This is a genomic window from Thermomonas brevis (assembly GCF_014395425.1).
GTDB classification, from domain to species: domain Bacteria; phylum Pseudomonadota; class Gammaproteobacteria; order Xanthomonadales; family Xanthomonadaceae; genus Thermomonas; species Thermomonas brevis.
Genome location: NZ_CP060711.1, coordinates 1163454 through 1176589 on the forward strand (window position 1 = coordinate 1163454; position 13136 = coordinate 1176589).

Genomic DNA, 13136 nt, shown 5'->3' on the forward strand with positions numbered 1-13136 from the left:
TCAGTTCCCCTTCGCCGACGCCTTGCCCATGGCTTCCTTCGCCAGCTCGGCGATGCCGCCGAGCGAGCCGATGATCCCGGACGACTCCATCGGCATCATCACGAACTTCTGGTTCGGGGCCTGCGCCAGATCCCGGAACGCCTCGATGTACTTCTGCGCGACGAAGTAGTTGATCGCCTGCACGTTGCCGCCGGCGATCGCCTCCGACACCATCCGGGTGGCGTTGGCCTCGGCCTCGGCCAGGCGTTCGCGCGCTTCGGCCTGACGGAACGCGGCCTCCTTGTCGCCTTCGGCCGAGAGGATGGCCGACTGCTTCTCGCCCTCGGCCTTGAGGATCGCCGACTGCCGCAGACCCTCGGCCTCGAGGATGTTGGCGCGCTTCTCGCGCTCGGCCTTCATCTGCCGGGCCATCGAATCGACCAGATCGCGCGGCGGCTGGATGTCCTTCAGCTCGATGCGGTTGACCTTGATGCCCCAGGGATGGGTCGCTTCATCGACGGCGTGCAGCACCTTGGTATTGATCTCGTCGCGCTTGGACAGCGACTCGTCCAGGTCCATCGAACCGATCGCGGTGCGGATGTTGGTCATCACCAGGTTGAGGATGGCCACTTCGAGCTGGGCCACCTCGTAGGCCGCCTTGGCCGCATCCAGCACCTGGAAATAGACCACGCCGTCCACCTTCACCACGGCGTTGTCCTTGGTGATGACATCCTGGCTGGGCACGTCCATCACCTGTTCCATCATGTTGATCTTGCGGCCCACGCCGTAGACCACCGGCATCAGGAAGTGCAGGCCGGGCTCCATCGTGTGGGTGTAGCGGCCGAACCGCTCCACCGTCCACTCGTAGCCCTGCGGCACCATGCGCACGGTCTTGGACAGCAGGATGATGCCGGCGAGCAGCAGGATCAGCGCAAGTACGGGTGCCATTCGGATGTCCTCCCTGGATGATGCGTCCAGTATAGGGACGCGCGCCCCGCGCCGGGGCGCCGATGCGGGCTGCGACCCTTTCGCGCCCCGGCGCATCCACAGACAGGAATGACCGGCCCGACTTCCAGCTTCGCGATCGACGTCCCCGCCGCCCTGCTCGCCCGCGCGCGCGGCGGCGAGGCGGCGGCGCTGGAGCAGCTGTTCCGCTGGTTCGAGCGGCCGGTGTTCACGCTGGCGCTGCGCATCTGCGGCGACCGCAGCGAAGCGGACGACGTGCTGCAGGACACCATGCTGAAGGTGTTCTCCTCGCTCGACCGTTTCCGCGGCGACGGCGGCAGCCCGTTCTGGGGCTGGCTGCGGCAGGTGGCGGTGAACGAGGCGCTGATGCGGCTGCGCCGCAGCCGCCGGCTGGACGTGGACGACGACGCGGTGGACGCGCTGGCCGAAGACCTGGTCCCGCCGCCGCCCGCGGCCGCCGATGCCGCCCTGCTGCAGCGCGCGCTGGCGCAGCTGCCCGACGCCACCCGCAGCGTGCTGTGGCTGTACCACGCCGAGGGCTATACCCATCAGGAGATCGCCGAGGCGATGCAGCGCAGCGTGAGTTTTTCGAAATCGCAGCTGGCCCGCGGCACCCGCCGCCTGCGCACGCTGCTGCAAGTCGACACGCCCGCACCGGACAAGGAGCACGCCCATGCCTGACGCCAGCGGCCACGAACGCCATTCCCTGCCGCCGCGCTGGAGCGACGCGTTCGCGGCGTTGCCCCTGGACGCCGCGCCGCCGCAGGCGTGGGAGCGGTTGCGCGCGCGGCTGCCGGCGAAACCCGTGCGCGTTCGCGGGCGCTGGCCGCTGTGGCTGGCGGCCGCGGCTTCACTGGCGGCGGTCGGGATGCTGTCGATGCCGATGTGGGGACCATCGGGAAACGTCGGCAGCCACTCTTATACAAGCGCGACTCCCGCGACCTCGGCTGCCGTACCACCCGTGGCCGCAAGCCCGAACTCGCCCGTCGGCGCGAACCCGATTGCGCTGGTCACACCGGAGCGAACGGCGCAGGACTCCCGATCGCAAGGTAACAGCGCATCGCGCTCGGCATCGACGGCCGCCGCCCGCGAACGCCCGCGCGAAGAGGCCATCGCGGCAACGGCAACCAGCCCCCGGCGCATCGCCCCTTCCCGTCGCGCGCGCCCCGAATCCAACCTCGAACCCCTCTACGCCGAATCCGCGCAGCTGGAAGCGCTGCTCGCCGTGGCGCGCGACGACCGCATCGCCAGCAGCGGCGCTGCCGCGCTGACCGACAGCCTCGACGCCGAGCTTGCGGCGATCGACGCGACCCTGATCCAGCCCGGCCTGGACGCGCCGCGCCGCGCCGGCCTGTGGCGCCAGCGCGTGGACACGCTGCGCCAGCTGGCCGGCGTCGAAACCACCCGCCGCCTGCTGTCCGCGCGCGGCGAAACCTACGACGCGGCGCTGGTCAGCATCGATTGATCGCCCGCCTTTTCCCAAGCACCACAACGAGGACGCCCATGAAGCTCGCCCCCCTTTGCAACGCCCTGACCTTGGCCCTGGGACTGACCGCCGGCGCCGCCGCCGCCGCGCAGGACGCGCCCAAGGCGCCGCCGACGCCGCAGCAGAAACAGGAACTGGACGCCGCCCGCAGCGCGCTCGACAAGGCGGCGGAGCGCTATGCCGACCTCGCCGCCCGCTACGGCGGCGCGGACAAGATCGTGCGGATCGAACGCAGCGCACTGCGCAAGCCGGTGATCGGGGTGGTGCTGGCGGCAGACGAGCAGGCCGGCGTGCGCATCGCCGGGGTGACGCCGGACAGCGCGGCGGCCGCGGTGGGCCTGAAGAGCGGCGACCGGCTGGTCAGCATCGACGGCAAGCGGGTCGACGCGGCCGGTGCCGCCGCGCGGGTCGACCAAGCGCGCGAGCTGCTGTCCGCGCTGGACGCGAAGACCGCGGTGAAGCTGGGCTACGAGCGCGCGGGCAAGCCCGGCACGGTGTCGGTGACGCCGAAGGTCGGCGAGCGCGTGCTGGTGGTGCCGCGCGGCGCGCGGTTCGACGGCGACACCAAGGTCTTCGTCGGCGGCGATGGCGTATTCGACATCGAGGCCGACCGCGTGGACGGCGAATTGGCGGCGCCCGCGCGCATCGCGATGGCGAAGGCGCTGTCGTCCACGGGCGGCGCGCGGCGCGCCGGCGAACTGGCCTTCGCGATCGCGCCCGACGTGCGCCGCGAGATCATCCGTCTCGGCAGCGACTGCGAAGGCAAGGACTGCAAGCTGCCGGCGCTGGCCGAGGCGCTGCGCTGGAACGGCCTCAACCTCGCCGCGGTCGATGCGCAGCTGGGCCGCTACTTCGGCACCGACACCGGCGTGCTGGTGCTCAGCGCAGGCAAGGACCTGGACGCGCTGCAGGGCGGCGACGTGATCCTGAAGATCGCCGGCAAGCCGGTCGCCAGCCCGCGCGAGGCGATGGAGCTGCTGCGCGCGCAGCCGGCCGACGGCAAGGTGGCGGTGGACTACCTGCGCGACCGCAAGGCCGGCGCCGCGCAGGTCGCCGTGCCGAAGGCGCTGCCGTTCCCGGCGTTCCATGTAAGCGCGCCGGTGGCGGGCGAAGGCACGAACGTGCGCCGCGTCATGGTGATCGACAAGGACGGCAAGACCCAGGCCTGGGAAGGCGGCAAGGACGACGCGCCGCCGGCCTGGGTGCAGGCGCTGCCCAAGGACGGCCCGCACGCGGAAAAGCGCGTGCAGATCATCCGCAGGGACGCCGCCGGCGCCGACGCGCCACCGGCGGAACAAGGCGACTGACCGGAAACGACGAAGCCCCGCCATGCGGGGCTTCGTTTCGCATCGCACCGGGCAGGGTCAATCGCCTGTCCGGTTCGCCAGGTGCACCTTCGCCTGCTCGCGCACGAAGCGGCGGCCGGGATTGGAGCCCCGGATCCAGTCGTCGGGCGCGAACAGCTCGAACAGACCGACCTTGAACAGGGTCGGGATCGATAGCGCGAGCTCCCGCTCCACCTCGCCGCGCTCGCCGGCGTTGTACAGGCCGATGTTGTGCAGCATGGCGGCGACGGTGCCGGTCTGAACCCGGCTGCCGTCCTTGAGCAGCACGGACGGCAGCATCTCGCCCTCGGAAACGATCTTATGGTTGATCTCCGCCAGCCGGGCCGCATCGTCCGCAGGCATTCGCACCTCGCCGGATTGCTCGCGTTCCATGCACGGCGCCGTCAGCGGTTGGCCGCCGCACCGGTCACCGCCGCCGGCTCGACCCAATCCGCGAACGCCTTGTCGATGTCGGCGTCGGCCACCGCCTTGTCCTGCTGCACGTCGTCGGCCTGGGTGAACAGCGCCATGATCAGCTGCATGCCGTCGATCTTGGTCTTCAGGTGCAGGCCCGGCGACACGTCCAGCAGCGCCGACCAGCGCGCGCGCACCTTCGCCCAGTAGTCCTTGGTGGCGTCCCAGTACGCGTAGGCGGGCTTGAAGTCGGTGTCCTCGACCTTGCGGTAGTCGTTGAAGCCGAACTCGCGGACGATGTCCTCGCGGCTGCCGTCGGCCTTGCGCAGCACCTTGGTGTTGAGCTGCTCGTGGGTCCAGCCGCCGGCGACGATGGTGTGGCGGTTGATCACCTCCAGCGCGTTGTAGTCGCTGCGGCGGGTGTATTCGCGGCGCGGCAGCGGGCGCCAGGTGGTGTCGCTGGTCCAGGTGGAGACGCCGCGCTCGTGCGTCCACTTGCCGGTGCCGCAGTAGCGCGGCGCGTCGTCGACCTCGAAGACGCACTGCGTCCACGCGCCGCGGGTAAGGTCGGCCGGGATGCCGCGCACCGCCCAGGTGCGGCCGCCGTCGAACTCGAAGCGCTTGGCCGCCTCGAACGTCCAGTCCTGCCGCCAGTGCTTGGTGACGTGGCCGCTCTTGGGATCGACCAGCACGTGCTGCAGCACGATCTTCGCCGGCGTGTCCTCGACCACGATCACCGCTTCGTCGCCGGCCGCGCGCTCGGCGGCGGCGCGCTCGTAGCCGGGCTTGAGCAGGGTGGTTTCGTCGAAGGCGAAATCGACTTCGTACCCGCCCTGCATCGCCAGGATCGCCTTGCGGTCCGCGTCCGGCGGATCGCCCGCGAAGGCGGGCCCGCAGGCGCACAGCGCCAGCAGCAGGGAAACGAACGGCTTGACGGTCATGCGCACATCCTCGTGTCGAACAAGTGGATATCTTCGGGGGTTTTCATGGTGGATGCCGCATCGCGGCCACGGGGATTGTCGAACAGCGCGTCGCCGGCGATGCCTTCGCGGCGGACGATCCGGCCCGCCACGTCCAGGCCGCAGGCCGACAGCCTCGGCAAGCTGGCCGCCAGCAGCGGCAGGTCGGCGAAGCCCGGTCCGCCCGACACGGCGTGCAGGCGCAGCACGCTGGCACGCCAGCCCGGCCCGCTTAGCCGCCGCGCCACGCGCCGCCACAGGCGTTCGCCGATGCCCAGCTCCGGCTCCGTCGTGCGGCTTTCCGGCAGGCCGGCCACCGCCTGTTCCCAGGCCAGGAAGTCGGTGTCCGGCAGCAGATGCAGGCGCCAGCAGCAGCGGCCTTCGCCGTCGAAGAACTGCAGGCTCTCGCGCAGGCCGTCGTTGTCCAGCGCGCGCTCGCAGGCCACCCGCGCCGCCTGCGACCAGCCTTCCAGTTCGCTGCCGGCGCCGCTGCGATACAGGCACAACACGGCGCCCAGCGCCGCCAGTTGCTGCGGATGCGGCAGACGCGGCAGGCCGGGCGGCGCGACGGACGGCATGGCGCGCTACCACTCCACCTGCACGGAGGCGGAGATCGTGCGGCCGGGCGCGGTGTAGCGATCCAGCACGGCGCTGGTCGAACCGGCCAGCGGCACGTCGCCCGCCGCCCAGTACTTGCGGTCGCCGAGGTTGGCGATGCCCACGTTGAACTTCATCTGCGGGCCCAGCTGCCAGTGCGCGAACAGATCGAGCACGCCGTAGCCGGGCGAGGCGAAATACGTGGCGCCCGGCGGAGGCGTCGGCATGCGGTCGCGGCGGCCGGCGAAACGGCCGGCCAGCTCCACGCCCAGGCTTCGGCGTCGTAGGCCAGGCCCAGCGTGGCGGTGCGTGGATCGACCGATTCCAGCGGCTCGTCGGCGCTGCGGTCCTCGCCGCGCGACCACGACGCCGCGCCGCGCAGCGACCAGCCCGCCAGCGCATCCGCCAGCGCGCCCAGCTCCAGCCCGGCCTTCAGCTCGACGCCGTGGATGCGCGCGTCGGCCACGTTCTGCGACTGGTAGACCATCAACCCCTGCTGGTTGAAGCCGGTGAACACGAACGATTCGATGAAGTCGCGGTAGCGGTTGTCGTAGCCGCTCAGGCTGGCGTAGGCCGCCGGGCCGGAATAGCGCAGGCCCAGCTCGACGCCGTTGCTGGTTTCCGGCTTCAGATCGGGGTTGGCGATGGCGGTGTAACCGAACTGCACGTTGGTGAAGCCGATGTTGACGTCGGCATACGGCGGCGAGCGGAAGCCGCGCGCGTAGCCGCCGAACAGCGACCAGTCCTCGTTGAAATGCCAGACCGCGCCGAGCTTGGGCGACACGCTGGTCTTGGTCAGGCCGCTGAGAGTCACGCCGGGATTGTCGCCGGCGAAGATCGCGTCCATGTGCGGCTTCAGTTCGTAGCGGTCCACCCGCACCGCCGGCACCAGCCGCAGCGCGCCGCCGACCAGCGCGATCTCGTCCTGGAAATACGCGGCCGCGTTGGTGGTGGTGCTGAGCGGGAAGTCGCGCACCGGGAAATTGTCGGGCGGCATGTTCGGCGTGCTCGCGCCGGTCAGCGGGTAGCTGCGCAGGCCGTCGCGGCGCTGCTCGGTCCTGGTGCGGGCCACGTCCAGGCCCCAGGCCAGATCGTGGCTCACCGCGCCGCTATCCAGCGTCTTGCGGAAGTTGGCCTGCACGCCTTCCACGCGCTGGTCGAAATGGAACCAGCGCTCGCGGACGTCCTGCAACGTCGGCGGCGGCAGCTGCGTGCGCTCCTCGACGGTGTACTGGGTGGTGGTGCTTTTTTGCGTGTATATCTGCCAGTCGATGGCGTCGGCGAAGCCGCCGTCCAACTGGATCTGATGGCCCAGCGAAACGCGCGTGCGGCGTTGCTCGTCGCGCGCGGCCACCCGCGTGTTGTTCGCGCCGGTCAGCGCCTGCACGCCCTGCGAAGTGAGCATGTCGGTGTCGGCGTTGTCCTCGTTGCCTTCCACGGCCAAGGTGAAGCGCTGGGCGGCGCTGGGCGCGAACACCAGCTTGCCGAGCACGCTGCGGCCGTCGCGATCCTGCGGATTGGGCTTGGTGCGCGCGGAACCCGTGCCGTCGTTCTCGCCCTGGTTGCGCGTCTCCTGCCCCTGCCGGTGGCTCACCGCCAGCAGGCCGGACCAGCGCTCGCCGCCGAACGCCGCAGTGGCGCCGGCCGACAGCCCGCTCCACTCGCCGTCGAAGCCGAGCTTGAAACCGAAGTAGGCATCCCTGCCCGCCTTCAGGTAGTCCGAAGGATCCTTCGTCACGAACGACACGGTGCCGCCCAGCGCGTCCGAGCCGTACAGCGAACTGGTCGGGCCGCGCACGACTTCGACCCGCTTGAGCGTGTCGAGGTCGACGAAATTGCGGTTGGCGTTGGAGAAGCTGCCGATGGAGAACGCGTCCGGCACCGCGATGCCGTCGGTCTGGATGCGCACGCGGTTGCCGCCGAGGCCGCGGATGCGGATGTCGCCGATGCCGAAGCGGCCGAAGCTGGTGCCGACGCTGATGCCCGGCTCGTAGCGGAACAGGTCCTTCAGGTCGCCGACCAGCAGCTCGTCCATGCGCTTGCGGTCGATCTCGTCCACCGTGTTCGGCACGTCGACCAGCGCGCGCTCGGTGCGGGTGGCGGTGACGACCACGCGGTCGAACACCTTGACGTCGGCATCGGCATCGGCGGACACGGCGGCGGGGCCGGATCGGGTCTGGGCGTGGAGCGGAACGGCGGAAACGGAGAGCGCGGCGAGCAGCGCGAGAGACAGCGGGTGCGAACGCATGGGACTTCCAAAGGGTCGGGGTCGTCTGCTGGCTCGCGCTCGCATGCGCTGGCTGGCGGGAAAACCGGCGCGACACGCGCCGGCGGAGCGGTTTACTTGGTGAGGATCAGCTTGTCGTTGCGGGTGTGGCGCAGGCGGTAGACCTCGTCGCCGTGGCGGATCAGCACCTCGCATCGCCCTTGCAGCAGCTGCCGGCTTTCCAGCTGCGTCGGCTGGCCGTGCAACGGCGCCGCGGGCTTGGCGATGGCGCGCGGGGCAAGGCGGAAGGACGGCTCGAAGATCGTGGTCGCGGACATGGTCGGGACTCGAAAGGTGGTGGCGCAATTGATGATAATGATTCTCATTATCTAGTCAAGCGATCGCCGCGTGCTTGAATACGCGCCCTCTTCCTCCGGGGAGTAGCCCGCCGCGGCGCGATGCCGCGGCCCGCGCGTCAACACACTTGGCCGGCAGGCCATGGCGCGCAGCGGCGCTTCGATTCCGAGGCGGCGCGGGCAAGACCGAAGGCAGACGACGCGCACCCGGCCGGGCGACGCGGCGTTTGCCTTCGCGTCCTTCGCGAATGCGCCCGGCCCGGAGTTCCCCATGTTCGACGCACTGCTCGTTTCCGCCGGCACCGTGGCGCTGGCCGAGATCGGCGACAAGACGCAACTGCTCGCCCTGCTGCTGGCCGCGCGCTTCCGCCGCCCGTGGCCGATCGTGGCCGGCATCCTGGTCGCCACCCTGCTCAACCACGCGCTGGCCGGCTGGGTCGGCACGCTGGTGGCGCACTGGCTGACGCCCGACGTGCTGCGCTGGATCGTGGCGATCAGCTTCATCGCCATCGCGCTGTGGACGCTGAAGCCGGACAAGCTCGACGAGGACGAGAAACTGCCCGCGCACGGCGCCTTCATCGCCACCACCATCGCCTTCTTCATCGCCGAGATCGGCGACAAGACGCAGGTGGCGACGATCCTGCTGGCCGCGAAATATTCGCCGCTGTGGCAGGTGGTCGCCGGCACCACCGTCGGCATGCTGCTGGCGAACGTGCCGGTGGTCGCGCTGGGCAGCCGCTTCGCGGCGAAGCTGCCGCTGAAGGCCGCGCGCATCGCCGCCGCCTGCGTGTTCCTGGCGCTGGGGCTGTGGGCGGCGCTGGCCGGAATCGGCGCCTGACCGCCCGCCATTGAGCCGTTCCCGGCGTCGGCCTATCCTGCACCTGGAACGGGGGAAGGCGTGAACATCATCGGACTCGGACTGCGTGAGTTCTGGCAGCGGCTGCGCGCGCCGCCGGACGCGCTGATGCTGGAGATCGGCGTCGGCGGCGAACTGCTGGTGGCGAAGCTGCGCGCCGGCCTGTCGCTGGCATTGCTGCTGCTGCCGCTGGTCAACATCGCGACCGGCGAATACACGCCGTCGGAAGGCATCGCCGGGATGTTCGGGGTGATCCTGGCGGTGGCGGCCTCGCAGGCGCTGCTGGTGCTGGCCCACCAGCAGCGCCGCTTCCGCTGGCTGCCGTGGCTGACCACCAGCTACGACGTCTCGCTGACCACCTTCGTGCTGGCGCTGCTGGCACCCGGCTCGCTGGCCGCCAGCCTCAACAGCATGGTGGTGTGGGCGTTCTATCTGATCGCGATCTGCATGACCGCGCTGCGCAACGACGGCCGGCTCACGCTCTACACCGGCGCATTGGCGATCCTGCAGTACGCGGCGCTGGCGGCGGTGGTGTTCGCGCTCGCGCGCGCGCCGGAGCAGCTGGCGTCGGCGGACTACGGCACCGCGCGGGTGTCGACCGTGCTGCAGCGACTGCTGCTGATCGGGGTGATGACCGCGATCACCGCCACCGTGGTCTACCGCATGCAGCGGCTGGTGGAGCTGTCCGGCACCGATGGCCTGACCGGGCTGCCCAACCGCACCCTGCTGGTGCACCACTTTCCCGGCGTGCTCGACGGCGCGCGCGAGAACGGCGGTTCGCTGACACTCGGCTTGGTCAACCTCGACTACTTCCGCCGCATCAACGACGAAGCCGGTCCCGCAATTGGCGACCATGCGCTGCGCCACGCCGTCGGCGTGCTGCGCGAGAGCCTGGAAGGCGGCGACCTGCTGGTGCGGCTGGGCGGCGAGGAATTCGCACTGCTGATGCCGCTGCCGGCCGGGCGCGCCTGGGAGCGGCTGGAAACGATGCGCCGCGATCTCGCCACCCGGCCGTTCGTGCCCGGCCAGGACGCCTCGCCGCTGCGGCTCACCTTCAGCGCCGGGTTGGCCAGCTGGCCGCAGGACGGCGCCGACCTGTCGCAGCTGATGCGGCGCGCCGACCTGCGCCTGTCGCAGGCCAAGCTGGAAGGCCGCAACCGCGTGGTGGCGCGCTGAACCGCGCGGTTCCGCTTGCCCGCGGTGCCGGCCATGACTAACCTGCGCCGAGCAGGCGCGCCGTGCCGCCTCGCATGGGAGCCTACGTGAGCCTGAAGCTGCGCCTGACCATCATGAACTTCCTCCAGTTCTTCATCTGGGGGGCGTGGCTGATCACCATCGGCGCCTACTGGTTCCAGCACAAGCAGTGGTCGGGCACCAGCTTCGGCGCGATCTTCTCGACCATGGGCATCAGCGCGCTGTTCATGCCGGCGCTGATGGGCGTGGTGGCCGACAAGTGGATCAACGCCGAGAAGCTCTACGGCCTGCTGCACCTGGCCGGCGCGGTCATGCTGTTCTTCGTGCCGACGGTGAACGACCCGCACACCATGTTCTGGGTGATGCTGGCGACGATGATCTGCTACATGCCGACCATCTCGCTGGCGATCGCGGTAGCCTACAACGCGATCAAGCGCGACGGCCTGGACGTCGTGCGCGACTATCCGCCGATCCGCGTCTGGGGCACGGTGGGCTTCATCGCCGCGCTGTGGACGACCAGCCTGCTGAAGCTGGAGACCTCGCCCGGCCAGTTCTACATCGCCTCCATCGCCTCGCTGGCGCTGGGCCTGTACGCCTTCACCCTGCCGCCCTGCCCGCCGACCCTGGGCAAGGCGCAGGCGCGCTCGCTGGTGGACGTGCTGGGGCTGTCCTCGTTCCGCCTGTTCCGCGACCGCAACATGGCGGTGTTCTTCGTGTTCGCGATGCTGCTGGGCGCGGCGCTGCAGCTCACCAACGCCTACGGCGACACCTTCCTGCACGACTTCGCCGGCGTCGACGCCTACAAGGACACGCTGGCGGTGAAGTACCCCGCCATCATCATGTCGATCTCGCAGATCAGCGAAACGCTGTTCATCCTGACCATCCCGTTCTTCCTGAAGCGCTTCGGGATCAAGACGGTGATGACCATCAGCATGCTGGCCTGGTTCCTGCGCTTCGGCCTGTTCGCCTACGGCAACCCCGGCTCCGGCCTGTGGATGATCGTGCTGTCCTGCATCGTGTACGGCATGGCGTTCGACTTCTTCAACATCTCCGGCTCGCTGTTCGTCGAACAGCAGGCCGACCCGCGCATCCGCGCCAGCGCGCAGGGCCTGTTCATGCTGATGACCAACGGCATCGGCGCGGTGCTGGGCAGCGCGATCAGCGGCTGGATGATCGACCGCTGGTTCACCGACGCCGCCGGCGCCAAGGACTGGCACGGCATCTGGACCACCTTCGCGCTGTACTCGCTGGCGATGGCGGTGGCCTTCGTGCCGCTGTTCCGCCACCGCCACGACCCGCACAAGGCCGTGCCCGCGCACGGCGCCGCCGACGTGGGCAATCCCTGAGCATGCCGCGCGTCTTCGTCGCCGGCTCGTTCAACGTCGACCACGTCTGGCGGGTAGCCACGCTGCCGTCGCCGGGCGCGACCCTGAGCGGCAGCTACGCCACCGGCCCCGGCGGCAAGGGCTTCAACCAGGCCGTGGCCGCGCGCCGCGCCGGCGCGGACACGCGCTTCGTCTGCGCGCTGGGCCTTGATGCCGGCGCGCAGCTGGCGCGCGCGCTGTGCGATGCCGACGGCATCGACCTGCACGCCGCCACCGCCGACGCGCCCACCGGCACCGCCGGCATCTACGTCGATGCGCAGGGCCGCAACTGCATCGTGATCGGGCCCGGCGCGAACGCCGCGCTCGACGCCGAGTTCGTCGCGCATGCGCTGGCCGGCGTCGCCGCCGGCGACGTGGTGCTGGCGCAGCTGGAATCGCCACTGGACGCTGTGGCGCGCGCGCTGGACGCCGGCCGCGCGGCCGGCGCGACCGTGCTGCTCAACCCCGCGCCCGCCAACGTCGCCATCGACGAGACCATGCTGGTCCGCGCCGACGTGCTGACCCCGAACGAAACCGAATTCGCCGCGTTGCTGCTGCGCCACGTCGGCGAGCGCATCGACGCCGATGCGGTGGGCAATCTCGACCAGCAGCGCCTGCACGCGCTCTGCCGCGAACTGCTTCCGCACGGCAGCGTGGTCGTCACCCTCGGCGCCAGCGGCTGCTTCGTCTCGCATGCCGACGCCGAGCCGAGAGGCGACACCGCCACTTTCTACCGCGTCGCGGCCGAGCCCGCGCAGGCCATCGACACCACCGGCGCCGGCGACGCCTTCAACGGCGCTCTTGCCGCCTCGCTCGCGCAGCGTCCGGAGCGCGCCTTCATCGAGCACGTCCGCTTCGCCGGCCGCTTCGCCGCACGCTCGACCGAACAAGCCGGCGCGGCGCTGGCGATGCCGCATCTGGTGGTCGAATAGCCACGATCCGGCCGCTTCGGAAGAGGCGGCCGGCGTTGTCGATCGGCATCAACGAATCGCGTCCGATTCGGAGACCGGTTGCTTCGCGAAAATGGTGTTTGGCTGGCAATCGAACCCAGTTCCAGCGGGTTGAGTCCGATTCGGAGACCGACTGCTTCGCAAGAAATAGCGTGTGGGCTGGGAATCGAACCCAGGGCCAGCGGGTTGAGTCCGATTCGGAAACCGACTGCTTCGCAAGAAATAGCGTGTGGGCTGGGAATCGAACCCAGGGCCAGCGGGTTGAGCCCGATTCGGAGACCGGCTGCTTCGCAAGAAATGGTGGGTTGGCTGGGAATCGAACCCAGGACCAGCGGGTTGAGTCCGATTCGGAAACCGACTGCTTCGCAAGAAATGGTGGGTTGGCTGGGAATCGAACCCAGGACCAGCGGATTAAAAGTCCGATGCTCTACCGACTGAGCTACCAACCCGTTGCTGAAACACCCGGCATTGCGCCGGGGCGCGC

Annotated in this window: 12 protein-coding genes, 1 tRNA gene and 1 pseudogene; 7 read left to right on the forward strand and 7 right to left on the reverse strand. The window is 70.0% G+C overall.

Translation table 11 applies throughout. The annotated features are described in order from the left end of the window. Positions 1–927 (reverse strand): SPFH domain-containing protein, encoded by a 927-nt coding sequence (locus tag H9L17_RS05465; protein ID WP_187571333.1) that lies wholly within the window; start codon positions 925–927, stop codon positions 1–3. Between the two features lie 108 nt (positions 928–1035). On the opposite strand from H9L17_RS05465, the gene H9L17_RS05470 reads away from it, so the two are divergent. From H9L17_RS05470 to H9L17_RS05480, 3 genes are read left to right on the forward strand one after another with little or no spacing between them, the layout of a single operon-like run. Beyond that, the gene (locus H9L17_RS05470) at positions 1036–1626 is read left to right on the forward strand and encodes an RNA polymerase sigma factor (RefSeq protein WP_187571334.1); all 591 of its coding nucleotides are present in this window, start codon (positions 1036–1038) and stop codon (positions 1624–1626) included. Next, complete coding sequence (locus H9L17_RS05475; RefSeq protein WP_187571335.1) at positions 1619–2410, forward strand: hypothetical protein; 792 nt, start codon at positions 1619–1621, stop codon at positions 2408–2410. The genes H9L17_RS05470 and H9L17_RS05475 overlap by 8 nt, the downstream gene beginning before the upstream one ends. 38 nt (positions 2411–2448) lie before the next feature. After that, positions 2449–3738, forward strand: a complete 1290-nt coding sequence (locus H9L17_RS05480) for a PDZ domain-containing protein (protein WP_187571336.1) — start codon at positions 2449–2451, stop codon at positions 3736–3738. Positions 3739–3795: 57 nt separating this feature from the next. Here the strand turns inward: H9L17_RS05480 and H9L17_RS05485 are convergent, their stop codons facing one another. From H9L17_RS05485 to hemP, 5 genes and pseudogenes are all read right to left on the reverse strand, one after another. Beyond that, positions 3796–4149, reverse strand: a complete 354-nt coding sequence (locus H9L17_RS05485; RefSeq protein ID WP_223158084.1) for a DUF7709 family protein — start codon at positions 4147–4149, stop codon at positions 3796–3798. Positions 4150–4160: 11 nt separating this feature from the next. Further along, on the reverse strand, positions 4161–5111 hold the full coding sequence (locus H9L17_RS05490; protein WP_246455169.1) for a DUF6607 family protein: 951 nt from the start codon (positions 5109–5111) through the stop codon (positions 4161–4163). Further along, a complete protein-coding gene (locus H9L17_RS05495) occupies positions 5108–5707 on the reverse strand; it encodes a Hemin transport protein (protein WP_187571337.1) in 600 nt (199 codons plus the stop codon). The genes H9L17_RS05490 and H9L17_RS05495 overlap by 4 nt, the downstream gene beginning before the upstream one ends. A gap of 6 nt (positions 5708–5713) precedes the next feature. Beyond that, a pseudogene (locus H9L17_RS05500) lies at positions 5714–7974 on the reverse strand (TonB-dependent hemoglobin/transferrin/lactoferrin family receptor). 92 nt (positions 7975–8066) lie between these two features. Then, positions 8067–8312, reverse strand: coding sequence for a hemin uptake protein HemP (hemP, locus tag H9L17_RS16305; RefSeq protein WP_425507416.1), 246 nt, complete (start codon positions 8310–8312; stop codon positions 8067–8069). Between the two features lie 247 nt (positions 8313–8559). Here hemP and H9L17_RS05510 point away from each other — a divergent pair, with 247 nt between their 5' ends. From H9L17_RS05510 to H9L17_RS05525, 4 genes are all read left to right on the forward strand, one after another. Next, positions 8560–9126, forward strand: coding sequence for a TMEM165/GDT1 family protein (locus H9L17_RS05510; RefSeq protein WP_187571339.1), 567 nt, complete (start codon positions 8560–8562; stop codon positions 9124–9126). A gap of 60 nt (positions 9127–9186) precedes the next feature. Then, positions 9187–10320 (forward strand): GGDEF domain-containing protein, encoded by a 1134-nt coding sequence (locus H9L17_RS05515; protein ID WP_187571340.1) that lies wholly within the window; start codon positions 9187–9189, stop codon positions 10318–10320. A gap of 86 nt (positions 10321–10406) precedes the next feature. Further along, the gene (locus H9L17_RS05520; RefSeq protein WP_187571341.1) at positions 10407–11684 is read left to right on the forward strand and encodes a nucleoside permease; all 1278 of its coding nucleotides are present in this window, start codon (positions 10407–10409) and stop codon (positions 11682–11684) included. A 2-nt stretch (positions 11685–11686) separates the two neighbouring features. Beyond that, positions 11687–12634 (forward strand): ribokinase, encoded by a 948-nt coding sequence (locus H9L17_RS05525; protein WP_187571342.1) that lies wholly within the window; start codon positions 11687–11689, stop codon positions 12632–12634. Positions 12635–13025: 391 nt separating this feature from the next. Here the strand turns inward: H9L17_RS05525 and H9L17_RS05530 are convergent. Further along, a tRNA-Lys gene (locus tag H9L17_RS05530) sits at positions 13026–13101 on the reverse strand. Positions 13102–13136: the final 35 nt, after the last annotated feature.